The sequence below is a fragment of the Burkholderia sp. LS-044 genome (genome assembly GCF_004803625.1).
GTDB lineage: Bacteria > Pseudomonadota > Gammaproteobacteria > Burkholderiales > Burkholderiaceae > Burkholderia > Burkholderia cepacia.
This window is the reverse complement of the sequence record NZ_SSWO01000014.1, coordinates 35,885-58,856: the sequence shown is the minus strand read 5'-3', so window position 1 is coordinate 58,856 and position 22,972 is coordinate 35,885. Positions and strand designations below refer to the sequence as shown.

Annotated in this window: 19 protein-coding genes; 13 read left to right on the top strand and 6 right to left on the bottom strand. The window is 64.6% G+C overall.

Annotated elements, in window-relative coordinates:
- The first annotated feature begins 26 nt into the window (after nt 1-26).
- Nucleotides 27-857: a hypothetical protein gene (locus E9536_RS29595; RefSeq protein ID WP_247873529.1), complete on the top strand. Its 831-nt coding sequence runs from the start codon at nt 27-29 to the stop codon at nt 855-857.
- Nucleotides 858-943: 86 nt separating this feature from the next.
- Here the strand turns inward: E9536_RS29595 and E9536_RS29590 are convergent, their stop codons facing one another.
- Nucleotides 944-1,915: a LysR substrate-binding domain-containing protein gene (locus tag E9536_RS29590; RefSeq protein WP_021156700.1), complete on the bottom strand. Its 972-nt coding sequence runs from the start codon at nt 1,913-1,915 to the stop codon at nt 944-946.
- A 136-nt stretch (nt 1,916-2,051) separates the two neighbouring features.
- Here E9536_RS29590 and E9536_RS29585 point away from each other — a divergent pair, with 136 nt between their 5' ends.
- Entirely contained in the window at nt 2,052-4,352 is a 2,301-nt protein-coding gene (locus E9536_RS29585) for an NADP-dependent malic enzyme (protein ID WP_027790699.1), read from the top strand.
- Between the two features lie 74 nt (nt 4,353-4,426).
- Here E9536_RS29585 and E9536_RS29580 read toward each other — a convergent pair whose 3' ends face one another.
- On the bottom strand, nt 4,427-5,062 hold the full coding sequence (locus E9536_RS29580; RefSeq protein WP_027790700.1) for a TetR/AcrR family transcriptional regulator: 636 nt from the start codon (nt 5,060-5,062) through the stop codon (nt 4,427-4,429).
- Between the two features lie 99 nt (nt 5,063-5,161).
- On the opposite strand from E9536_RS29580, the gene fabF reads away from it, so the two are divergent.
- Together fabF and E9536_RS29570 are read left to right on the top strand one after the other, a co-directional pair.
- Complete coding sequence (gene fabF, locus E9536_RS29575; protein WP_027790701.1) at nt 5,162-6,451, top strand: beta-ketoacyl-ACP synthase II; 1,290 nt, start codon at nt 5,162-5,164, stop codon at nt 6,449-6,451.
- A 709-nt stretch (nt 6,452-7,160) separates the two neighbouring features.
- Entirely contained in the window at nt 7,161-8,063 is a 903-nt protein-coding gene (locus E9536_RS29570; RefSeq protein ID WP_226113421.1) for a hypothetical protein, read from the top strand.
- A gap of 40 nt (nt 8,064-8,103) precedes the next feature.
- Here E9536_RS29570 and E9536_RS29565 read toward each other — a convergent pair whose 3' ends face one another.
- Nucleotides 8,104-9,798, bottom strand: a complete 1,695-nt coding sequence (locus E9536_RS29565; RefSeq protein ID WP_136471726.1) for a bacteriophage N4 adsorption protein A — start codon at nt 9,796-9,798, stop codon at nt 8,104-8,106.
- The gene (locus E9536_RS29560) at nt 9,795-11,753 is read right to left on the bottom strand and encodes a glycosyl transferase family protein (protein ID WP_247873528.1); all 1,959 of its coding nucleotides are present in this window, start codon (nt 11,751-11,753) and stop codon (nt 9,795-9,797) included. Before E9536_RS29560 ends, E9536_RS29565 begins: the two co-directional genes overlap by 4 nt.
- Nucleotides 11,754-12,726: 973 nt before the next feature.
- Between E9536_RS29560 and E9536_RS29555 the strand changes: the two genes are divergently transcribed.
- The 6 genes from E9536_RS29555 to E9536_RS29530 all read left to right on the top strand — a co-directional run bounded on the left by E9536_RS29555 (nt 12,727) and on the right by E9536_RS29530 (nt 18,167).
- A complete protein-coding gene (locus E9536_RS29555; protein WP_060312435.1) occupies nt 12,727-13,023 on the top strand; it encodes a hypothetical protein in 297 nt (98 codons plus the stop codon).
- Between the two features lie 12 nt (nt 13,024-13,035).
- The gene (locus E9536_RS29550) at nt 13,036-14,679 is read left to right on the top strand and encodes a DUF2334 domain-containing protein (RefSeq protein ID WP_124918242.1); all 1,644 of its coding nucleotides are present in this window, start codon (nt 13,036-13,038) and stop codon (nt 14,677-14,679) included.
- A gap of 106 nt (nt 14,680-14,785) precedes the next feature.
- On the top strand, nt 14,786-15,754 hold the full coding sequence (locus tag E9536_RS29545; RefSeq protein WP_124534271.1) for a hypothetical protein: 969 nt from the start codon (nt 14,786-14,788) through the stop codon (nt 15,752-15,754).
- Between the two features lie 317 nt (nt 15,755-16,071).
- Entirely contained in the window at nt 16,072-17,271 is a 1,200-nt protein-coding gene (locus E9536_RS29540; RefSeq protein WP_136471722.1) for a PLP-dependent aminotransferase family protein, read from the top strand.
- Nucleotides 17,272-17,283: 12 nt separating this feature from the next.
- Entirely contained in the window at nt 17,284-17,475 is a 192-nt protein-coding gene (locus E9536_RS29535; protein ID WP_136471720.1) for a hypothetical protein, read from the top strand.
- Nucleotides 17,476-17,570: 95 nt separating this feature from the next.
- Entirely contained in the window at nt 17,571-18,167 is a 597-nt protein-coding gene (locus E9536_RS29530) for a pyridoxamine 5'-phosphate oxidase family protein (protein WP_136471719.1), read from the top strand.
- 10 nt (nt 18,168-18,177) lie between these two features.
- Here E9536_RS29530 and E9536_RS29525 read toward each other — a convergent pair whose 3' ends face one another.
- Nucleotides 18,178-18,459 carry a hypothetical protein gene (locus E9536_RS29525; RefSeq protein ID WP_136471717.1) on the bottom strand — a complete coding sequence of 94 codons (282 nt, stop codon included), beginning with the start codon at nt 18,457-18,459 and terminating at the stop codon, nt 18,178-18,180.
- A 27-nt stretch (nt 18,460-18,486) separates the two neighbouring features.
- Nucleotides 18,487-19,419 (bottom strand): transcriptional regulator GcvA, encoded by a 933-nt coding sequence (gene gcvA / locus E9536_RS29520; RefSeq protein WP_027790712.1) that lies wholly within the window; start codon nt 19,417-19,419, stop codon nt 18,487-18,489.
- 134 nt (nt 19,420-19,553) lie between these two features.
- On the opposite strand from gcvA, the gene E9536_RS29515 reads away from it, so the two are divergent.
- The 3 genes from E9536_RS29515 (at nt 19,554) to fabI (ending at nt 22,960) form a co-directional block, all read left to right on the top strand.
- The gene (locus E9536_RS29515) at nt 19,554-20,258 is read left to right on the top strand and encodes an SDR family oxidoreductase (protein WP_059732361.1); all 705 of its coding nucleotides are present in this window, start codon (nt 19,554-19,556) and stop codon (nt 20,256-20,258) included.
- 203 nt (nt 20,259-20,461) lie between these two features.
- Nucleotides 20,462-21,739: an epoxide hydrolase gene (locus E9536_RS29510; RefSeq protein WP_060358777.1), complete on the top strand. Its 1,278-nt coding sequence runs from the start codon at nt 20,462-20,464 to the stop codon at nt 21,737-21,739.
- Between the two features lie 441 nt (nt 21,740-22,180).
- The gene (gene fabI, locus E9536_RS29505; protein ID WP_027790715.1) at nt 22,181-22,960 is read left to right on the top strand and encodes an enoyl-ACP reductase FabI; all 780 of its coding nucleotides are present in this window, start codon (nt 22,181-22,183) and stop codon (nt 22,958-22,960) included.
- Nucleotides 22,961-22,972: the final 12 nt, after the last annotated feature.

The window sequence follows — 22,972 nt, the reverse complement described above, 5'->3', positions numbered from 1 at the left end:
GCGCTGGGCTTCAGCCACAGCAACACATGGACGCCGGACGAGTTGAACCGGCGCTATCTCGCGAATCGCGCCGACGGGCTGCACATCGGCGCAGCGCCGGCCGCAACCGCCCGTTCGACAGAAGCGGCCGGATCATCGACAATTCGCGGCTATCAAAACATGAGAGAGAGGGCAGGTGCATGCGCAGGGTCGTCAAGTCGCTCGGGGTGATCCTGGGCATTTCCGTCGCCGGCATCGCGGGTGCGCAGGCCGCCCCGAGCGAACCGGCATTCCCGCGTTTCACCCAGGCGGAGGGCCGGCAGGATTCGGACGGGCTTCCGCTATCCGGCGTGAAACTCTGCGTGCTCCCCGATCGTGCGCCGTGCTTCGAGATGCCGCCCGAGCCGGTTCCCCATTCGTCGAAGGAGCTTTACCAGTTCGGACTGATGCCGCGGTCCGAGCGGCTGCCGATTGCGTCGGGCGGCTCGTGGGTGTTCTTCTCGGGGATGTTTTCCGGCGGTGGCAGCGGGATGCTGGAGCGCGTGGCGATATTGCGTTATGGCGCGAACGGCAAGATCGAGAACCTGATGCCGGAAGTCACCCAGACGGAGACGGCCGATCGCGCGATGTGGAAGGTGCCGGACGTGTCGCCCTATCCGGTGTTCGTTCGGGCGGACTTCGTGTGGGCCGACGACGAGGATCATTTCGGCAAGCACTTTTTCGTCGTCGACGCGTGGACGTTCGATCCCGCCATCGGGCAGTACAGGAAGCGGTTTTCCTACCGCACCGCGAAGCGTTATGACCGCGGCGAGGGCTCGGATCATGTGTTGAGCGCCGAGCGTGCGGACATTCTGCGTCACCTCGCCGCCAGCAAGTAGCGCGCTGCCGGTGCGGCGAGCCTCTGCCGCCACGCGCGTGGGTTGCCGGCGGGGGCAAACCGCCGTTCAGGCGGCCGCCCGCAGCCTCATCGCTGCGCTTCCCCGTAAGTCTCCCTGCATACCTCGCGCAACGCGTCGACCAGGAGATCGCGCGCCGGCGAGCGCGAATCGGCGGCGCGGGTAAAGAGCGCGATGGGCGGGAGCGTCCAGACCAGCGAGTACGGCACGATCGCCACGCCGGCGATCCGCACCAGTTCTTCCGCGATGTCGGCGGGCACGATCGATACGGCCTCGTCGCTCGACGCGATCATCTCGCCGATCAGCTTGGACGAGTAGCTTTCGACGATCGGCACGGGCGGCGGGATGCCGGCCGACAGGAACAGGTCGGTGACCTGTTCCCGCATCGGCGTATGCGGGGCGCCGAGAATCCAGTCGAGCGCGTGCAGCTTGTGCCAGTCCAGCGCGGTGCGGGCCAGTTTCGCGGCAAGACGCCGGCTCGCGATCATGCGCGGCTGCTGCTGGTACAGCACTTCGAAGGAAACCTGCCCCAGGTCGATCGCCGACGACGCCCGCCCGATCACGATGTCGACGCTGTGGTCCTTGAGTTGCAGCAGGAGCTGATCGCTGGTGCCTTCGTGAATCGTCACGGTCAGGCGCCGTTCCATGCGCGCCTGCAACCGCTTGAGCGCCGCCGACAGCATCTGCCCGGAAATGAACGGAATCACGCCGATGTGCAGGTGGGCCGCATGCCCGGCGGCGACGGCCTCCATTTCTCGGGCGAGGTGGTCGAGATCCTTGATCATCGCCTTCGCCCGCTCGAGCACGACCGCGCCGAGCGCGGTAGGCCGCATGCCGCGCGACGAGCGTTCGAAGAGCGGCGTGCCGAACATGCTCTCCAGCTCGGACAGCGCGTTCGTCACGGCCGGCTGGCTGCTGGCCATGTGCTCCGCGACGCGCGTCAGCGACCCGTGCTGCTGAATCTGCAGCAACAGCACCAGGTGCCGCATCTTCAGGCGCGCGCCCAGCCGCCTGACCACGTCGTTCGCGTCAAAAGTCATTGACTGGTCACGTATTCATCATGAAAAAGTGATGGAGCGATATTAAAACAGAATCATCACCTTATGGCGGATCCCTAGAATCACCTTCATGGATCGCGCCGGGACTGGCCTGGCGCCCGTGCCCGGATCGAAAAACATGAAACAGACTGAGACACAGCAGCAGGCAGCGTTCGACTATCACGAATTTCCGACCCCGGGAAAGATCTCGGTCGTCGCCAGCAAGCCGCTCGTGACGCAGCGCGATCTCGCGCTGGCGTACACGCCGGGCGTGGCGGGCGTGTGCGAGGCCATCGCCGCCGATCCGCTGCAGGCGCACCGCTTCACCAGCCGCGGCAACCTGGTCGGCGTGATCACGAACGGCACGGCCGTGCTGGGTCTCGGCAACATCGGCCCGCTCGCGTCCAAGCCGGTCATGGAAGGCAAGGCCGTGCTCTTCAAGAAGTTCGCGGGGATCGACGTCTTCGACATCGAGATCAACGAAACCGATCCGGACAAGCTGGTCGACATCATCGCGGGCCTCGAGCCCACCTTCGGCGGCATCAACCTCGAGGACATCAAGGCGCCCGAATGCTTCACGGTCGAGCAGAAGCTGCGCGAACGCATGAAGATCCCGGTCTTCCATGACGATCAGCACGGCACCGCCATCACCGTGTCCGCCGCGTTCATCAACGGGCTGAAGGTCGTCGGGAAGTCGATTTCCGAAGTGAAGGTCGTGACGTCGGGCGCAGGGGCCGCCGCGCTGGCCTGCCTGGACCTGCTGGTCGACCTCGGGCTGCCGGTCGAGAACGTCTGGGTGACCGATATCGAAGGCGTCGTCTATCGCGGGCGCACCGCGCTGATGGACCCGGCGAAGTCGCGCTTTGCGCAGGAAACCGATGCGCGCAAGCTGGCCGACGTCATCGGCGGCGCGGACGTGTTCCTGGGCCTGTCGGTCGGCGGCATCCTGAGTGCCGAGATGCTGAAGGAGATGGCGCCGCGCCCGCTGATTCTGGCGCTGGCCAATCCCACGCCGGAAATCTTCCCGGAACTGGCGCACGCGACGCGCGACGACGTCGTCATCGCGACGGGCCGCTCGGACTACCCGAACCAGGTGAACAACGTCCTCTGCTTCCCGTACATCTTCCGCGGCGCGCTGGACGTGGGCGCGACGACGATCACCCGCGAAATGGAGATCGCCGCGGTGCACGCGATCGCGGGGCTGGCCGAGGAAGAGCAGAACGAAGTCGTCGCGGCGGCTTATGGCGCGTACGACGTGGCGTTCGGCGCGCAATACCTGATTCCGAAGCCGTTCGACCCGCGCCTGATCGTCCGTATCGCGCCGGCCGTGGCGAAGGCGGCGATGGAGGGCGGCGTGGCGAAGCGCCCGCTGACGGATCTCGACGCGTATGTCGAGCAACTGCAGCAATTCGTCTACCACTCCGGCGCGTTCATGAAGCCGCTGTTCGCGACGGCGCGCCGGCTGGTGCGTGACGGCGGCAAGGCACGGATCGTCTTCACCGAAGGCGAGGACGAACGCGTGCTCCGCGCGGTGCAGGTGATCGTCGACGAGAAGCTGGCGCGTCCGATCCTGGTCGGGCGCCCGGAAGTGCTGCTGGCGCGCATCGAACGGTTCGGCTTGCGGATCCGGCTCGGCCAGGATGTCGAGGTGACGAACCCCGAGTACGACGAGCGGTTCCCGCAGTACTGGACGACGTATTGGGAGCTGCGCTGCCGGGACGGCATCTCGAAGGAAATGGCGCGGGTCGAGATGCGGCGCCGCCTGACGCTGATCGGCGCGATGATGGTGCGGCTCGGCGATGCGGACGGGATGATTTGCGGCACGGTCGGCGAATATCACAACCACCTGCGGTTCGTCGACGAGGTGATCGGCAGGAAGCCGGGTGCGTCCACGTATGCGGCGATGAACATCCTGTTGCTCGATCAGCGGACGGTCGCGCTGGTGGACACGCACGTCAACGACAATCCCGATGCCGAGCAGATCGCGGAATTCACGATCGCGGCGGCTCGTCAGATGGAATGGCTGAACCTCACGCCGAAGGCGGCGTTGCTGTCGCGGTCGAACTTCGGGTCGGGGAGTGCGGCGTCGGGCGTGAAGATGCGCCGGGCGCTGGAGATCATCCGGGAGCAGGCGCCCGATATCGAGGCGGACGGCGAGATGCATGGCGACTGTGCGCTCGACGAAGGCTTGCGGTCGAGGCTGCTGCCGATGTCGCCGCTGAAGGGGGCGGCGAACCTGCTCGTGTGCCCGAACGTGGACGCGGGGAATATCGCTTACAACCTGCTCAAGACGGAGGCGGGCAGCAATGTGGCGGTGGGACCGTTCCTGCTGGGCGTCAACGCGCCGGTGAATATTCTGACGTCCAGTGCGACGGTGCGGCGGATCGTCAACATGACGGCGTTGACGGTGATCGAGGCGAACCGGAACGCGTCCGTTTGAGCGGAAACCGGAAGGGGGCGAGTTCACCGGACGGGGTGTGGTTCGGGGGGATTCGCCCCTTCGGCGATTGATTTCTAGTCGCGCCCGTCGACGTTGACTTCATCGAGGCCCCATGTGGCCGCAAGATGATCGCGCAAGGTCGCGAGAATCTCGTCCGATAGCGCCGGCAATCCCCGCGCGGTGGCTCGGGCGAGGATCAACCCGCCCACCATTGTCGACAGCATCGAAATTGCGCGAACCCGGTCCTCGGGTTCGATCTGCGCAGCCTCGGTGCCATCGGGCCTCCGCTGCGCGAATAGCGTCATGTAGCGCCCGATGCCTTGGGCGAAAGCGTCCGCGATCGCACCCGTTTCGCGTGCCGCGTCTGCCGCGAGCGCGGCCACCGGGCAGCCCTGGCCGATGCTGTCGCGATGCTGCGGCGACAAGTAATTCGCGACTCCAGTTCGAAGGAACCCGTCGGCGTCGGTGTTCGCATCGGCATCCGGTGTCTCCAGCTCGGAGAGTTTCCACTCGAACGCGTATTCCGCGGCCTCGGCCGCCAGCGCGTCCTTCGATTCGAAGTGCCGGTACAGCCCGCCGTGGGTGAGCCCGGCCTCGCGTGTGATGTCGGCCACCCCCACGCCGGTGAAACCGCGCTCGCGGTACAGCCGGGCCGCGGCCTGCAGGATGGCCAGGCGGTTTTCGGCCACCTGCGTTTTCGAGACTTTCATGAAGATCCTTTCGTGCGCATGGCATTGCGTGTTGATGACAATCATACTCAATACTGTATGATGTCGATCATCATCAATAGATCGACCAGGACAGAATCCATGCACATCACGCCCACTGCGAACCGCCGAATCGTCGTCACCGGCATGGGAATGGTCTCGCCGCTGGGTTGCGGAGTCGAACTGGTGTGGCAGCGGCTGCTGGCCGGCCAGTCAGGCTTGCGCCTGCTGCCGGATGCGATGACGGCGGACATCGCGGCCCGCGTGGGCGGTGTGGTGCCCGATGTGCACGAGGATGCGTGCGGCGGCTTCGACATCGACCGCTTCGTGTCGACCAAGGACCAGCGCAAGATTGACCGCTTCATCGCCTTCGCGCTCGCCGCCGCGCAAGAGGCACTCGCGCAGGCGCAATGGGCTCCGGCCGACGAAGCGTCCCAGCAGCGCACAGCCACGGTCATCGCGTCGGGCATCGGTGGATTTCCGGCGATCGCGGGCGCGGTGCGGACGACCGAGATGCGCGGACCGAAGCGTCTGTCGCCATTCACGATTCCCTCGTTCCTCGTCAACCTTGCCGCAGGCCACGTGTCGATCAGGCACGGCCTGAAGGGGCCAATGGGCGCCCCGGTGACGGCTTGTGCCGCGAGCATCCAGGCCATCGGCGACGCGGCGCGGCTGATCCGCTGCGGCGAGGCCGACATCGCGGTGTGCGGTGGCGCCGAGGCCGCAATCGATCGCGTCAGCCTGGGCGCCTTCGCCGCAGCGAAGACCTTGTCCACCGGCTTCAATGACACGCCGACCCGCGCATCGCGGCCCTTCGACCGGACTCGCGACGGTTTCGTGATGGGCGAAGGCGCCGGCATGCTGGTGATCGAATCGCTCGAGCACGCGCTTGCGCGCGGCGCCGCCCCCTTGGTCGAACTCATTGGGTATGGCACCAGCGCCGACGCGTTTCACATTACCTCCGGCCCCGAAGACGGCAGCGGCGCGCGACGCTCGATGCAGGCGGCGCTGACGCAGGCCGGCCTGACCGCGTCCGACCTGCAGCATCTCAACGCTCACGCGACCTCGACGCCGGTCGGCGACCTGGGCGAATTGGCCGCGGTGCGCGACCTGTTCGGCGTCGACGTCCCGCTCGCCATCACCTCCACCAAGTCGGCGACGGGCCACTTGCTGGGCGCGGCCGGTGGCGTAGCGGCGATCTTCACCGCCCTGGCCTTGCGCGATCAGGTCGTCCCGATGACGCTGAACCTCGAACAGCCGGACGCACTCGCCGAGGGCCTGGACATCGTGCACGATGCGCCGCGGCACATGCCGATCGTTCACGCGATGGCCAACGGTTTCGGCTTCGGCGGCGTGAACGCCAGCCTCGTCTTCAAGCGTTGGGGAGCTTGATGTCGCCCGCGTCTGCGAAGCCTGCCGGGCGCCAATGGCCCGGTCGGCTCCTCGATCGGCGATCGGTTCACGGTCAAACGCTCAGCGGACGCCTGAAGTCCGGGCCATTCGCCGAAACCCTTCGGTGCACGGTCTGATCGGAATATTCAATTGAGCTTCTGCTCTCGGCATCGGCGAATGTGCCGGCGTACGTCGGCTTCGGGTCGATCACGGCCCGTGATGGCGTGACGGCGAAGCAATCTCAGGCCTGATCCGACGCTGGCCGAGAGATCAGGGTTTTGACTTACTCGCCTGATCTGACTCTGGCGACGGACGTTCCGACGCGACCCTGGCGAGCGGCTCCCTTCACGCTGCCGTGCTTGTCAGTCGAAATCCGTTGCTGCCGGCTCGGGATGTCCGCAATCGTTTGCAAGCAACCACCCGGACATCGGCTTTACCCTTGGACGCCTCTGCCGCGTCTCCGCACCCCGCGCCGATTTAATCAGTATTTCGTAACAATCACCCGTCGCGACACTCCGGATAGCTCGCTTTCGATACCAATCCTAACGAAGTTTTAGGGCTCGCTACTTCGCGTATCGTCCGATAATTATCTTTTATTTTCGTCTAAAATCGCGCTTCCTCTTACTTTATAACGGAAAGCGTTTTGAAAGGACTGACGAAAAATCTCTCGCGCACGGCCATCGCCGCATGCGTCGCTTATGCCGGGCTCATGCCTTTATCCCGGCCCGCCGAAGCCCAGGTCGAACCTCTGAAGAATCCCGTCTACGGTGTGACCCTCGACGACCTGACCAAACTGGACGCCATCGTCGCGTCGCTGCAGAACCTGCCGTATAAGCCCACCGTGCGTGTCGTGTTCGATCCGGATACGTCGGCCGCCGACTACTACGCGCCTCTGCTGCGCCTGCACGCAGTCGCGTACGTGATGGGCGAAGTCTACGATTCCTACTATTTCCCGACGGACCTCACCACGTACAAGGCAAGAACGCAGGAACTGGTGTCGCAGCTGAAGAACACCGTCGACGTCTGGGAGATCGCGAACGAAATCAACGGCGAATGGCTGCGTAACAACCCGAGCGGCACGAATTCCGTGGTCAACTCGCAAGAGCAGCAGATCGGCCAGATGGTTGCGGCGGCCAACCAGATCGTCAAATCGAACGGCGGCAAGACGGCCATCACGCTGTACTACAACGACGACAGCAAGGGCAACAACTGCTGGGAGAAGCCGCAGGATTACTGGAAGACGTGGCCGACCGCGTTCCTGTCCTCGACGGTCCGCCAGCAGGCCGACTACGCGCTGTTCAGCTACTACCCGTATCAGGATTGCCCGGGGCTGAACCCGACGTGGAAGAACGATTTCGCGGCGCTGGAAAGCATCTTCCCGAACGCGAAGGTCGGCTTCGGCGAAATCGGCACCTCGGATATCTCCGCGCCCGCATCGGTGCAGCAGAACCTGATCAAGACCTACTACCCGATGGTCAACAGCATGACCGATCCGCGTTTCATCGGCGGATTCTTCTGGTGGAACTACGCCGAGCAAATGCTCCCGTATTCGACGAGCTCGTACTTCCAGCTGTTGCGTCAGACGATCATCACGCTCAAGGCGCCCAACTAAGCGAAAAGCGCCATCCAGGAGCAAGCGTCAGCGTCGTTGGTTAGAACCACAATGTCGCGCGTACCACGAGACCACGTGCGCGTGCCGCTGACGTCAATCCGAACCGGTATTGCACCGTGACATCCAGATAGCTTGCCGGCGCGCTGTACCGCCCTTCGCGAAACCAGTACCGCAACTGGATGCCGGGCCCGGCGCCGATCGCCGTCTTTTCCGGCTGTCGATTGTCGTGATCGCCGGCCACCGCGGCGTGCGGGTAGATGGTCAGCCGATCGCTGATCATCGGCAAACGCCAGGTGTGCCCGTAACGCAACTCCGAATAAATGATGTACCGGCCCGCGCTGATGAAGTACGCGCCTTCGACATACGCCTGCCAGCTGCGCCAGCTCGGTTCGGTCACCCTCAGGTCGGTCCCGGCCTCCGACGAATAACCCACGCGCATCAGCCAGTCCGTCATCGACAGGCTGCCGACGTGGAACAGCCGCTCGGCGGTCAGCACGACGTTCTGGTCGGGCAGCGGCTTGTAGCGCGCGCCCACCGAACCCTGCACGGTCGGCATGCCGGTCACGTTGCCCGTCCCGTCGTAGGCCGTGCCGTATCCACGCACGAAGAACTGGAAGATGCGGCCGTTCTGGTAGCCGATCTTCGGCGGCTGCCAATACGCTTCGATACCCGGCTGCAACACGCTGATCGTGCCTTGCGGGCCGAATGCGGCCGACTGGTACGGCGCGCTCAGCACGAACCCCCAGGTGCGCTGAAGCTGCTCGACTTCCCGTCGATAGCCGAACTTGTGCTGCGCATCGAATTTGTGTTCGTTCTCGTCGGCGTCGAGGCTGTGCTCGAACAGGTCGATGGACTCGTCGTTCAACCCGATCCGCTTGGCGGCATAACCCGCGTCCGCGTAGTTCATCGCGTTGCCGGCGCCGCCGGCGAAGCCCTCCTGGAATGCATCGAGTGCCTCGCGATCCTTATGGTCGCGCAGCAGGTCATAGGCTTCCTGCAACTTCTGTTGCGCGGTATTGTCCACCGGCGCCTGGGCGGGCTGGTCTTCCTGCCGCGCCTGCGCCGCGATCGACGCGGCCATGTTGCGCTCGCCGTCGGTCGTCGCATCGCCGGCCGCGAGATCCGCCATCCGGATCGCGGTATCGCGGTCGCCCGCCTGCAGGCTCAACTGCGCGATGCGCAACTGCACCACGGCCGATTTTTCATCGGCGAGTGGTGCCAGCGCAATGCCGGCTTCATGCGGACGATTCGCCGCGAGCGCGCTGTCCGACCAGGCGAGACGCAGGTTGCGCTGCTGCTCCTTGCTCCATTTCCCGGTTGCGACGGCGGCCGAGAAATCGCTGCAGGCGACGTCGTAGTGCATCTGCCGCTGCGCCAGGTAGCCATGCTGCGCACGCACCGCCGCACTCTTCGGAAAACGAACCATCAGCGATTCCACCAAGGCGTCCGCTTCGTCGACCTTTCCTTCCCGCCTGTATACGTCGACGAGCAGCAGCCCGAGCTGTTCGCTACCGGGCTGAATCCTGATGGCGCGCGATGCGTACACTTCCGCGAGGGGCAGGTCGCCGACATTGATCGCCTTGTAGGCGCTGTCGGCGAGCCGGTAGGCTTTGGGCGTCAGCGGCTGCGCGGCGAAGGCCGGCGCCTGCCACGCCAGCGACACGGCGATCGCCAGTGCGCTCAACCGTGCGCAGCGCTTGAGGCCGGCCGCGATCGGGGGTTTCGAATGCTTCATGCCTGTTCTCCCGACGGTTTCGCCACGAGGGCGCCTTGCTGCGCCGCCGGGTCGCCGTCGCGTACGCGGGCGAGTTCGACGAAGCGCGAGTGCCGGGAGAGTTCGGCGGCAATCTCCGCGTCGCAGGCGATGAAGTAGGCCACGTTCGATCGGGCGCCGCGCCGCACGACGTCCTGTTCGTCCGGCGTGAGCGGTCGCCCGACCGCGACGTTCAACGTGCCGTCTTCCGCGGTAGAAAACGGGACGGCGTGGTATGCGTACTGGAGCTCGAATGCCAGCGAATCCGCGAAGTGGCCCACCGCGACGTTGCCGAGGCTCACCCGGGGCAGTTCGGCTTGCTCGGCGATCGCATCCGCGAGCGATTCGGCGGATATCGCGCAGCCTTCGACCAGCAGTTCACCCAGCCGTTTGCCGCAGGTCAGCTGCTTGTCGAGGCTCGCCTGCAATTGCTCCAGCGTGACCACGCCCCAGCCGACCAGGATCTCGCCCACTTTCATGCGTGCTTTCCCGAGCGCTTCGTTCGACAGATAGGTATGGCTGGTCTTGTCCCAGGCGATGGGCTTGCCGGTCACCAGGTGGCCGATATAGATGCGCCACGCGCGGCAAACCGCGTAGAAATTGATCAGGTTGTTGACGAACATCCGCGGGATCGACAGCAGCCCCTGGGTCGGGCCGTTCAGCTTGCTGACGAAGTGGAAACGCTGCCCGGCCCGCGCGAACAGCATGGCGGTGTTGATCCACAGCAGCGGCGCGACCCAGTGGCTGGCCATGACGAGCGGGGCGCCGACGGGGATGACATGGATGGATCGCTGAAGTACGCCGAGCAACAGGAAGTTGATCAGCACGCCATAGGCAATGACCGAAAACAGCGAGGTCACGATGCCCTTGCGATCGTGGAAGAACATGTATCGGGTGAGAAGATTGCCTTTCCAGCCGAGTTGCTCCCAGCCCTGAAAGGCGATGCCGAGGATCCAGCGCGTGCGCTGACGGTACGCGGTACGAAATGTTTTCGGAAAATACTCGCGCGTGGCCAGCAGGTTGCGATCGGCGACGCTACCCGTTGCGCGTCTTTCCGCTGCATCGCGCGTGATGCCCGTCAATGGAATGCATGCAAAGGTTTCCTTCATCCCCAGGTCTCTCAACCGGAAGCTGAAGTCGTAATCCTCGGTCAGCGAACTGGTGTTGAACGGCGCGCCGTTGCGTTCCTTCATCGCCGCTTCGATCGAGCGCCTGCTGTAGCACGATGCAACGCCCGCGCCCGGGACGATGCCGGTCAGGCGGGCCCGAACCGGCACGTCCTTCTGGTGCGTTTCGCTGAAGTCGTCCAGGTAGCATCCGGCGACGAACTCGTTCCATTTTCGCGGCAAGGACAGCACGGGAAGCTGGACCAGGTCGCTATCCGCGACCGCGTGGTTGAGATACTTGAGTTCGACCGGATGAATGACGTCCTCGCAGTCGTGCATGACGACGCCCGCGAATTGAATTCGGTGGACCGCTTCGTAGCGCAGGATCGCCTCGACGATCCAGTTCAGGCAGTCCGCCTTGCAGGTCGGCCCGTCGTTCATGACGGTCGCGCGCGTGACCCTGCCCGGGTACCGGCGGACCATGCGTTCGACCTCGGCCGTGGTTTCGGCATCGTTGTGATAGGTGCCGACGAATATCACGTAGCGCTCGTACTCGAGGGTCGCCAAGGTGTTTTCGATCATCTTGGCGATCACGTCGTATTCCTTCCAGGCCGGTACCATCAGCGCCAGATGCCGTTCTTCCAGCGCGCGCAGCATGCCGATATCGATCGTTTGCGATTTTTCACGACGCAGGATGCGCCGGATTTCAAACGACCAGTAACAGGCATCCAGCGTGAGGTCATCCAGTGTGCTTACCAGGATGACAATTGCGGTCACAATGGCGACAAGGTTAAGTGCGTATAAGTACGCACTCCAAATCATGTTATCCATCATTTTTTCCGCGCTTTTATCTTGTATTTGATTATTTCCCCTCGTATCGACGAAAGACGAAAGTTCCCCGTCCTCGCCGGCCCCGTCACGTCCACTCCGTGGCTTGCGCCGCGCGAATTCCCGCCGCTCGAAAAAGCCGGCAGCACGCGAGCTTTCTCGATGTGGTCACGTTGCATCGCGAACGATGCAACGTGTTCAGTGGATGACTTTTTGACAGCCCGTTTCCAGCTTGCCTGCCTGCCTCCGTCCCTGCATTCCTGATCGCCTGCCGCCGCTCTCCACCCGACGCTTGCGCAGTGCCCCCGCGCACCGACTCCGCAGCACACAGCTCATGTAGCAAGTCGTGCGCCATCGCTGCGCGACCCTTGACGTTACGTGCATCGCAGGGGGCCGCACGGGATTGGCCTGCCGAATCCGAGCCAAATGTTTCAGTGCTGAAACACGCCGTCGATCGACCGGATGACACATCGTTTTCCGACCCTCTGCCGGGCTCCGATCGTCGCTTTCGGGAAATCGCCGCACGATTCCGGCGGTGACCAGCCGGATAAACCGGTGTCGAACCGGAAAGCCGGTGCTTCAGTCGTCATTGCACATGCGTGTCACCGGAGGAAATCTTCGCGTTGCGCTCAGAGAAGCTCGGCGATTGACTGGTTTTCCCTGAATCGTACGAACAGGGTTCGCGCGTTTGTCCGATTAAATTCATGACACCGCCGCGTTGCATGCCTGAAACGTTTTATCGGCCCAATTTTCGAATGGCGTCGATGCATGAATTTCACTCCCTTGGCGCATGCCCATTTGCGACCGATGGTACGGATCTAGCTTGAAAGTAAAGCCATCTCCTCCCGGATTTATTTGTCTGGTTTCAATTGCGCAGCAAAAATTAACGACATGGCGTCCCGATTCCGGAGGGTGATTCTCGATGCTCGTCTCGCGAGCGAGATGAACTTATTTTGCATATCAAAGGATGAAAATCATGCCTTCGCATCGCAATGAATCTTTTCGAAACGGGTTGAGCATCGCCGGATCACTCGTCGCATTGATCACCACGTTCGCCATCGCCGTCGGCGTTCAGGATGCGAATGCGCAGGCGACAGGCAACGCTTCCGTCACGAACATCAAGCCGCCTCCGCTGCCGAACGGCTCGGCCCAGGTCAACGTGAAAGCAGGGATGTCCGACGAGGATTGGGAGAAGGCATACAAGGAAACGGGGCGCCCGAAGTTCAGCAAGAATTCCGTCAAGAAACTCAACGGCAATGTGCAACGTGACTAGGGAGAAACGGCCATGAAAAAGATCTTGCTCGTCATCGCCCTGCTAGCGGGGCTCGCGCAAATGACATTGCCGGGCACCGCGCACGCGCAGGCCACCACAGCGCATACGCTCGTGCTGTACGACAACCCGGCCAACAACCCGTATTCGAAGCTCGGCCTGATGTACAGCATCATGCTGAGAAACCTGCTTGGCCATTTCAATGCGACGATCGATCTGGTTCCGATCCAGAACTACACGTCCGGCATGGTCGGGAGCCACGACGTCACGTTCTATATCGGCGACTACTACAACAACCCGATTCCGACGGCGTTCATGAGCGACGTGATGACCACCAAGAAGACGGTGGTCTGGTTCAAGTACAACTTGTGGCAACTGGCCTGGAACACGGCCTTCACGTTCAATCAGACCTTCGGGTTCAGCTTCGTGGGCCTCGCGGGGATGAACGCGACGCCGTCGGCGAGCAATCCGAATCCGGGTTTCTACGATACGGTCACGTACAAGAACCTGTCGATGGTCAAGTACTACGCCTATAACGCGTCGACGGGCGTCATCAGCGCGGATCCGGACATCGGATTGACCCAGGTCGTCGATTCCACCAAGGCGCAGGCGCTCGTCACCATCAAGAACAGCCAGAGCGGGGCAACCGCGCCCTACATCATGCGCTCGGGCAACTTCTGGTACTTCGCGGACATGCCGTTTTCCTACATCGGCCCGACGGATCGCTACCTGGTGATCTGCGACATCCTGCACGACATCCTGCAGACCAATGCACCGGTGAATCACCGTGCGCTCGTCCGTCTGGAAGACCTCGACGCGTATACGACGACGAGTTCGATGCAGCAGCTGACGAATTACATGTACTCGAAGCACATTCCGTTCACGATGGCAACCATCCCGTTGTATACGGACCCGAACGGCTATTACAACGGCGGCGTGCCGGAGACGATCCATCTGGCGCAGGCAACCGGCCTCAAGAGGGCGCTGAACTACGCGCTCGCGCGCGGCGGCTCGATCGTGATGCACGGCTACACGCACCAGTACGATTCGACGCCGAACCTGCTGAATGCAGTCAGCGGCAGCGACTACGAGTTCTGGTACGCGGTGCAGAACCGGCCGGTTGATGAGGACTCCATCCCGTGGGCGGAAGGCAGGATGGCCGACGGCCTGCTCGAGTTCACGCTCAACGGCTACAAGATCGTCGGCTGGGCCGCGCCGCAGTACCAGATGTCGCCGGCCGCGTCGTCGGCGACAGCCCTCACGTTCCCGACCACGTTCCAGCGGGCCGTGTACTACACGTCGACCAAGCCGCAACTCGGAACGGGTGCCGCCAACCAGGATTTTTCGGCCGGACAGTTTTTCCCGTACATCATCAACGCCGATTACTACGGGCAGCGGATCGTTCCGGAGAACCTGGGCAGCGTGCAGTACAACATCTGCAATGTCGACCCGTTCTCGTGCATCACGTACACGTGGCAGCAAATCGTGACCAATGCCCAGTATGGCCTGGCGGTACGCGACGGTTTCGCGTCGTTCTTCTTCCATCCGTACTGGCTTGAACCGGATCTCGGATTGCCGGCGCTCCAGGACTTCCAGAGCATGATTACCGGCATTACGAATCTCGGCTACAAGTGGGTGGACGGCACGACGGCCAAGTGACGCAGGCGGAGCGACAGCCCCGTGCGACCCGCATTGACAAGGCGGGTCGCACGTTTGCGTTCGATCGGCTACGATGACGCGCAGGCATGCTTCCGGAGAGCCAGCGATGACCCCATACGCGATCCCGGCCTGGCGCAGGATTCAACGGCGTATGGGCCGGCTTCGGCTCGCAGTTCGACCGGGCCCGCTCCCTGTCGCGCCGCGTTCGCCCCGGGCGGCGACGCTCGCGGCGATCGGCGCCTCGCTCGTCGTGGCCGCCTGCAGTTGGACCGCGCACGACGTGCACGCGGACGGCATCGTCTGGCAGGTGGACAACTCGACGACGAATCCGGTCGGCAACTGGCAGATGCTCGGCATTCACGATCTGCTGATTCAATGGACCGTCGTCGACGATACCGCGTTCATCGCCAGCACCTCGATCCAGCCCGCCGCGCATCTTCCCGACTGGGAGCGCATCGGTCGTGAGCCGTGGGCCAGGAACGTCATCCTGGGGCTGGCCGGCTACCAGGATGAAAAACGGGCGCGCACCCATCTGTCGACGCTCGCCGACCAGTCGCTGGAAGTGGCGCGCGCACCGGTTCCGCTGCATGTCGCCGGCTACTACTTCCCGGTCGAGATCGATCCGACCTGGCAGGACGCGCCAAAGCTCGCCGCCGTCCTGCAACGGCTGCCGCGGCCGCTCTGGGTGAGCGTGTACGACCAGACCAACATCGGCGGAAAGGCGCTCGCGGACTGGCTCGCGGCGTGGCTGCCCGCGGACGTCGGCGTGTTCTTCCAGGACGGCTGCGGTGTCTATGCCCGCGAGCCGTATGTCGCGCGCGCCTACCTCGACGAACTGGTTGCAAAGTTGGGAAAAAAGCGCGTGCGTGTCATCGCCGAGGCGTTCAGGCCTGCCGAGCGGGGCGGATTCCGTTCGGCCAGCGCCGACGAGCTGGGCAAGCAACTGCTGGCGTATCGCGGTTATCCGGTCTACCTGTTCGATGGTCCGCACTATGTGTCGGACGACCTCACGCGCACGCTCTCGACGTGGAAGCCCAAGCCGCCGCCGGCCGTGCCGGTGGGCACGGCGCACTGATTCGGCCCGGTTCCGGCGAACCGGGGGCAAGGGAGCAGGTGGCGAAACAATCGGGCGGATTGGTTTTCCGGCGGCAACGCGTGCCCGGCACCCGGTGCCGGCACGCCGGCGTACGGGGCCGACCGTCGATTTGCTGCTCCCGCCCGCGCCCCATTTGATGACCAAACCGCAAGACCTAGTGCATAGATATCGTTTGCCGCGGCCTTAATGACTATCGACAATCGTGGCTCGATTTCGCCGCCGTGGCGCCAGAAGCGCCGCGGTGGCCGGTACCTGGCGGCTATCCCGGCCGTCCGCACCATCCAGCTCACGACGACATGTACGCGTTCACCCCCTCATTCCAGAATCCCGCCGGCTCGCCGATCCGCGAGCTGTTCAAGTACCTGTCCGAACCGGGCATGATTTCCTTCGCGGGCGGCTATCCGGCCAGCGACCTCTTCGACGTCGACGGCCTGAACGCGGCCGCCGGGCGCTCGTATGCGCAGCCGGTGCGCTGCCTGCAATACGGCCCGACCGATGGCCTCGCCGAACTGAAGCAGCAACTGATCGCGTTGATGGCGCGTCGCGGTGTGGCGTGCACGGCGGCAGAGCTGCTCGTCACGACCGGTTCGCAGCAGGGGCTCGACCTGTTGCTGCGCGTGATGGTGTCGCCCGGCGACGTCGTGCTGACCGAACAGCCGGCCTATCCGGCGACGCTGCAGGCGATGCGTCTGCAGCAGGCGCGCATCGTGACGATTCCGGTCGACGGCGCGGGGCTCGACGTCGATCGTCTCGGCGAACAGCTTTCATCCGGCGCGATCGCGCAGCCGAAGCTGCTCTACACGGTCCCGACCTTCGCGAACCCGACGGGCGCGACGCTCACGCGCGAACGACGGCTGAAGCTGCTGCGTCTCGCGGTGCAATACCGCTTCCTGATCGTCGAGGACGATCCGTACGGCGACCTGCGTTTCGCGGGCGAAGCCGTGCCGTCGATGCTTGCGCTGGCCGACGAAGTGGACGGCGCACGCGACTGGATCGTGCATTTCGCGAGCCTGTCGAAGATCGTCGCGCCGGGGCTGCGCGTGGGCTGGACGATCGCGCCGGCCGAGATCGCGCGCCGCTGCGTGATCGCGAAGCAGACGGTCGACCTGTGCAGCACGCCGTGGACGCAGGCCACCGCCGCCGAATATCTGGCCGACGGCGCGCTCGAACGCCACCTGCCGCGCATCACGGCCGCGTACCAGCGCAAATGCGATGCGATGTGCGACGCATTGCGCGACGGCCTCGGCGATGCGATCGAATTTCATCGTCCCGAAGGCGGGATGTTCGTGTGGGCGCGGATCGGCGCGGTGTCGTCGGACGTGCTGCTGCAACAGGCGATCGCGAACAAGATCGTGTTCGTGCCGGGCAAGGCGTTCTTCGCGGACAACGTCGACGCCGCATCGCTGCGCCTGTCGTTCGCCGCGCCGGACGTCGATGCGATCCGGGAAGGCGTCGCGCGCCTCGTGCGCGCGTATGGAGCGGCGCTCGCCGCGTGAGGAGACAACAACGTGAATATCACCGTCAACGACACCGTATCGATGGGCGCAGCACCCGGCGCGGGCGAGAACCGGCCCGTGGCGCACCGCTCGTCGCAGATCAGCGCAGGGCCGCAGTATGTGGCCGACGTGCTCGGCCGCTTCGGCGCACAGCCGGCGGACGACATCGGCGACGCGGCGCCGGTCGTCCTCGGCTACAACTGAGCCGCACGGCGACGGCCGGCGTGCGGCACGCGTGCCGGCGCCGCCGCAAGCGGTTAAGCTTGCGCGACCGCAACACGCACGATCGCCGCTTCGCCATGTCCGACTCAACTTCCGAATCGCTCGCGCAAACGTACGAGCGTCTCTGGTCCTGCCTCGAATCCGGCGTGAGCGCGCAGCGTTCGCCGTTCACGATGCTGCAGGCCGCGACGCTCGGTATCGACGGCGCGCCGAAGGTACGCACGATCGTGTTGCGTCAGGCGAGCCGTGCCGATCGTGTGCTGTCGTTTCATACCGATGCGCGCTCGGAGAAGGTCGCGGAGCTGCGCCGCGATCCGCGCATCGCGTTCGTCGCCAGCGATCTCGATGCGCTCGTGCAGATTCGCGCGGAGGGCGTTGCATCGATCTGCGACGATGAAGCGCAACGCCGCGCGATCTGGCAATCGAGCCGCCCGCATACGCTGCTGCTGTATCGCGCACCGTTGCCGCCGGGTACGCCGGTCGAGTCGCCTGAGGCCGCGCATGTGTCGGCGAGCCCGCGCGCCAATCCCGACGACGACGGCTACGACAACTTCTGCCTGCTTCACGTGAGCGTGACGCGCATCGACTGGCTCGAACTCGCGCGCGCCGGCCATCGCCGCGCGGTGTTCGACCTGCACGAAGGCGGCTACGAAGGCCGGTGGGTCGCGCCCTGAGCCGGACTGCTCACGCACCGCTTTCGACGTGACGGGCCAATGCCGCGGCGAGGTACTGCTCCCCGTCGTCGATCGACCCGACGATCGCGGGCGCGATGACTTCTCCCCAGAACGGCAGACGCCACTGCGGATCGGGATGATGCCCGAGGACGACGGCCCGATACAGGCCATCGGGCCGTTGCACAATCAGCGTGACCAGATGCCGATCGGCGAGATGCGTTTCGGCAACGGGTTGCTCGCCGGGCATCACCACGCCCGTCCAGATGCCGCCGTATCTTTCTTCCCATCCCATTGGATCATCTCCTCGCGGCATATCGCCCTAAGCGCTGCTTCCCGCGCCGCGGCTACCGGGCGAGTCGGGCGGCCGCCCGTCCGACGCCGCCTGCGCGGTCATCCACTCGCGCATCACGACGATGGCGTCGTCATCGCGCCGTTCGGCCGGATACACGAGATAGAACCCCATCGACAGCGGAAACGCGAAATCGAACGGCTTGCACAGCCGGCCGGCGGCGATGTCGCGCTCGACGAGCGGATCGGTGGCGAGCGCGATACCCTGGCCGGCGACGGCCGCATCGATCGCGAGCGACGTCTGGTTGAAGCGCAGCCCCTTGTGCGGATCGAGGTCGACGGGCTCCGGCATCGCGGCGAGGAACTCGGGCCACAGGTCGTGCGCGTCGTGCAGCAGCACATGGCTTGCAAGCGCGCGCGGCGACGCCGGCGCGGCCAGCAGCGCGGGGCTGCACACGGCACACACGTCGAGCGGGAACAGCGCGTGCGTGGCGAGATGCTTGCCGAACGGCGGCTTGCCGTAACGGATCGCGAGATCGACGCCGTCGTGGCGGAACGTCGCGATCTGCGGGTCGGCGATCACGCGCACGTCGTAGTCGGGATGTGCGTCGGTGAACTGCGCGAGCCGCGGGATCAGCCACTTCGACGCGAACGACGGCGTCGTGCTGATGGTCAGCGCGGCGCGCCGCTTCACGAGCTTGTCGGTCGCGTCGGCGATCGCGTGCAGCGCGCGCTGGACGTCGGAGAAATACGCGGCGCCGTCGTGCGTCAGCGCGAGGCCGCGCGGCAGGCGTTCGAACAGCTTCAGGCCGAGCACGTCCTCGAGGTGGCGCACCTGCTGCGCGACGGCGCCCTGCGTGACGCCGATCTCGTCGGCGGCGGCGCGGAAATTGAGGTGCCGCGCGGACACTTCGAACGCGCGGAGCGCATTCAGCGGCGGCAGGCGGGAGGGGCGAGGCGGCATCGTCAGGCTGTAGAAAAACTATCGGCTGGAGGCAGAAATACTGGTTCGACAGTGGGTATCGATGCGCCTACATTACCACCATGGCGCACCGAACGGCGGTTGCGCGGCGGCAGGATTCGAATGAGGAGCAGATCGTGACTGTAGAAAAAGTGGCGTTGATCACGGCGGCGGGCAAGGGCATGGGCGCGGCGATCGCGCGCGAACTGGCGGCGACGGGCTATCGCGTCGCGCTGATGTCGCCGTCGGGCAGTGCGGTGGCGCTCGGCGAGGAACTGGGCGGGTTCGGCATCCAGGGCTCGGTGACGGAAGAAGCCGACATCGACCGGCTCGTGCAGGAAACGCTCGCGCGCTACGGCCGCATCGATGCGGTCGTGAACAACACCGGGCATCCGCCGAAAGGCGAGCTGCTGGCGATCACCGACGACAACTGGCATGCGGGGCTCGACCTGATCCTGCTGAACGTGGTGCGTGTGATGCGCCGTGTGACGCCGATCTTCCAGAAGCAGGGCGGCGGCGCGGTGGTGAACATCTCGAGCTTCGCGGCGGACGCGCCCGAGCAGCCGATGCCCGTTTCGTCGGCACTGCGCGCGGCGCTGAGCGCATGGACGCGTCTTTACGCGGAACGTTACGCGGCCGAGCACATCCGCATGAACGCGGTGCTGCCGGGCTTCATCGACAGCTGGCCGGAAACGCCGGAGATCGTCGCGCGCATCCCGGCCGGCCGCTTCGGCAAGACCGGCGAGATCGCGAAGACGGTCGCGTTTCTGCTGTCCGACGGCGCGGGCTACATCACCGGGCAGAACATTCGCGTCGACGGCGCGATCGTCAAGGCGCTGTAAGCGTCGCGCGGGCGAGCGGCCGCAGCGGCCGTGCCGCTCGCCGCGCCGCCGCTACAAACGCGTACAAATCAGACAAATCCGGGATACATCAGACCTTTCAAATGGGCGACGCCGCGTGAGCCGGGCGCGCCGGATTGAAAGCGAAGGCGCGGCCCCGCGCGCGGCATGTTCACTTTCCACTTCACGAAAGGAGATGCCGAACGATGTCTTCCACACCGTTTTCCCCGATGCGTCGCCACCTGCTTGCCACGTCCGTGGCCGCAGGGGTCTCGGCGATGCTGCCCACGGCGCTGCATGCCGCGACCGGCGCGAGCGGCATACGCCCGTTCACCGCGCACATTTCCGACGAAGCCGTCGCCGACCTGCGCCGCCGCATCGCGGCAACACGCTGGCCGGGCCGCGAGACCGTCGCCGACGAATCGCAGGGTGTGCGGCTGGCGCGCATGCAGGCGCTGCTGCGCTACTGGGGCACCGATTACGACTGGCGCAAGGGCGAGGCGCGCCTGAACGGCTTCCCGATGTTCATCACGGAAATCGACGGGCTCGACATTCATTTCATCCACGTGCGCTCGCGGCACGAGAACGCGATGCCGATGATCATGACGCACGGCTGGCCGGGTTCGATCTTCGAGCTGCTGAAGGCGATCGGCCCGCTGACCGACCCGACCGCGCACGGCGCGAGCGCCGACGATGCGTTCCATGTCGTCGTGCCGTCGTTGCCGGGCTTCGGCTTCTCGGGCCGGCCGACGCAGACCGGCTGGGGTTCCGACCACATCGCGCGCGCGTGGGGCGAGCTGATGGCGCGGCTCGGTTATACGCGCTTCGTGTCGCAGGGCGGCGACTGCGGCTCGGTGATCTCGCACCGGATGGCGATGCAGCGCGTGCAGGGCCTGGCCGGGATTCACGTGAACATGCCGGCGACGGTGCCGCCGGATATCGCGACGCTGCTCGCGACCGATGCACCCGCGCCGGCGTCGCTGTCGCCGAAGGAGAAGGCCGCGTACGAGAAGCTCGCGACGTTCTATCGCGACAACTGCGGTTACTCGGCAATGATGGTCACGCGCCCGCAGACGGTCGGCTATGCACTCGCCGATTCGCCGTCCGGGCAGGCCGCGTGGATGTACGACAAGATTTCGCAGTGGACTTATAGCGGTGGCGTGCCCGAGCGTTCGATCCCGCGCGACGAGATTCTCGACGACATCTCGCTGTACTGGCTGACCAACACCGCGACGTCCGCCGCGCAGATCTACTGGGAGGATCACTCGAACAACTTCAACGCGGTGGATATCGCGTTGCCGGCCGCGATCACGGTGTTTCCGGGCGAGATCTACCAGGCGCCGCGCAGCTGGGCCGAGCGCAGCTATCACAACCTGATCTACTTCAACGAAGTCGACAAGGGCGGGCATTTCGCGGCATGGGAGGAGCCGGAGTTGTTCGCGCGTGAAGTGCGTGCCGGGTTCCGGCCGTTGCGGCGCGTGTAAGCGAGGGAGGACGGGCGAACGCGGGCCGGCGCGGATGCGGCCGGCGTTTGCTTCCGTCGTGCACGTTCCTGAATTCACCGTAGCGTCGTTATGGCTGCCGGCGTCACCCGTCAAAGCGGCCGTTTTACAGCAGAAACGGCACGGCGCTTCCGTTCACGATTGAATGACATATCGATGAACCAGCCCCCTTCTGGAAGAAACATTCCATCGTAATTATTTGATTAAAAAGCGATTTTGATAAAAATCAAAATATATCGCGTGAATTGCCTGATGTATTGAAACCCTCAATACAATGATTCGCGACTGCACCTGAGTGCGGACGGATCATCCTGTTTATTGGCACGCGGCAAAAAGCCGAATCGGCTTTTTCACGGTTTCGCCCGGTGAAAAAATACGACCCGAGGTTTCGCGATGACGAATAACGACGTGCGCGAGTCACGCATGGCTTGCGATGGCATGCGCCCGCTTGAAGGTCGAAGAGGCATCGTCGTCGGCCTGGCGAACGAGCAGAGCATCGCGTGGGGATGTGCGCGCGCATTTCATGCAGCGGGTGCCGAGCTGGCGGTGACCTGGCAATCCGACCGGGCGTTGCCGTACATCGAGCCGCTGCTCGACCAGCTGAAGCCGGCGATTGCGATGCCGCTCGACGTGAGCCGGGCCGACCAGATGCGCGAGGTGTTCGACACGATCGGCGAACAGTGGGGCGGCCTCGATTTTCTGTTGCATGCCGTTGCCTATGCCCCCAGGGCCGATCTGCACGGGCGGGTCGTCGACAGTTCGCCGGAAGGGTTCGCCCTCGCGATGGATACCTCCTGCCACTCGTTCATCAGGATGGCGAAACTGGCCGAGCCGTTGATGACGTCCGGTGGAAGTCTGATGGCGATGACCTATATCGGTGCCGACCAGGTCATCGCGGAGTACGGCGTGATGGGGCCGGTCAAGGCGGCGCTGGAGGCCACCGTCCGATACCTCGCTGTCGAGCTGGGGCCGGCCGGCATTCGCGTGCATGCGGTGTCGCCCGGCGCACTGGCCACGCGGGCGGCCTCCGGGCTGCCTAACTTCGATCACCTGCTTGACGACACCGCCCGGCGTGCGCCATTGCGCCGTCCGCTCGACATCGACGACGTCGGTGCACTGTGCACCTTTCTCGCCAGCGATGCAGCACGCGCGATGACCGGCGGTATTCACTACATCGACGCGGGGATGCACGTGCTCGGCTGACGCGAGGCGGCC

What these genes read in the sequence shown, in the direction of transcription:
- E9536_RS29595 (WP_247873529.1), top strand. Translation starts at nt 27, where the DNA reads ATGGACGCCGGACGAGTTGAACCGGCGCTATCTCGCGAATCGCGCCGA.
- E9536_RS29590 (WP_021156700.1), bottom strand. Translation starts at nt 1,915, where the DNA reads ATGACTTTTGACGCGAACGACGTGGTCAGGCGGCTGGGCGCGCGCCTG.
- E9536_RS29585 (WP_027790699.1), top strand. Translation starts at nt 2,052, where the DNA reads ATGAAACAGACTGAGACACAGCAGCAGGCAGCGTTCGACTATCACGAA.
- E9536_RS29580 (WP_027790700.1), bottom strand. Translation starts at nt 5,062, where the DNA reads ATGAAAGTCTCGAAAACGCAGGTGGCCGAAAACCGCCTGGCCATCCTG.
- fabF (WP_027790701.1), top strand. Translation starts at nt 5,162, where the DNA reads ATGCACATCACGCCCACTGCGAACCGCCGAATCGTCGTCACCGGCATG.
- E9536_RS29570 (WP_226113421.1), top strand. Translation starts at nt 7,161, where the DNA reads ATGCCTTTATCCCGGCCCGCCGAAGCCCAGGTCGAACCTCTGAAGAAT.
- E9536_RS29565 (WP_136471726.1), bottom strand. Translation starts at nt 9,798, where the DNA reads ATGAAGCATTCGAAACCCCCGATCGCGGCCGGCCTCAAGCGCTGCGCA.
- E9536_RS29560 (WP_247873528.1), bottom strand. Translation starts at nt 11,753, where the DNA reads ATGGATAACATGATTTGGAGTGCGTACTTATACGCACTTAACCTTGTC.
- E9536_RS29555 (WP_060312435.1), top strand. Translation starts at nt 12,727, where the DNA reads ATGCCTTCGCATCGCAATGAATCTTTTCGAAACGGGTTGAGCATCGCC.
- E9536_RS29550 (WP_124918242.1), top strand. Translation starts at nt 13,036, where the DNA reads ATGAAAAAGATCTTGCTCGTCATCGCCCTGCTAGCGGGGCTCGCGCAA.
- E9536_RS29545 (WP_124534271.1), top strand. Translation starts at nt 14,786, where the DNA reads ATGACCCCATACGCGATCCCGGCCTGGCGCAGGATTCAACGGCGTATG.
- E9536_RS29540 (WP_136471722.1), top strand. Translation starts at nt 16,072, where the DNA reads ATGTACGCGTTCACCCCCTCATTCCAGAATCCCGCCGGCTCGCCGATC.
- E9536_RS29530 (WP_136471719.1), top strand. Translation starts at nt 17,571, where the DNA reads ATGTCCGACTCAACTTCCGAATCGCTCGCGCAAACGTACGAGCGTCTC.
- E9536_RS29525 (WP_136471717.1), bottom strand. Translation starts at nt 18,459, where the DNA reads ATGGGATGGGAAGAAAGATACGGCGGCATCTGGACGGGCGTGGTGATG.
- gcvA (WP_027790712.1), bottom strand. Translation starts at nt 19,419, where the DNA reads ATGCCGCCTCGCCCCTCCCGCCTGCCGCCGCTGAATGCGCTCCGCGCG.
- E9536_RS29510 (WP_060358777.1), top strand. Translation starts at nt 20,462, where the DNA reads ATGTCTTCCACACCGTTTTCCCCGATGCGTCGCCACCTGCTTGCCACG.
- fabI (WP_027790715.1), top strand. Translation starts at nt 22,181, where the DNA reads ATGGCTTGCGATGGCATGCGCCCGCTTGAAGGTCGAAGAGGCATCGTC.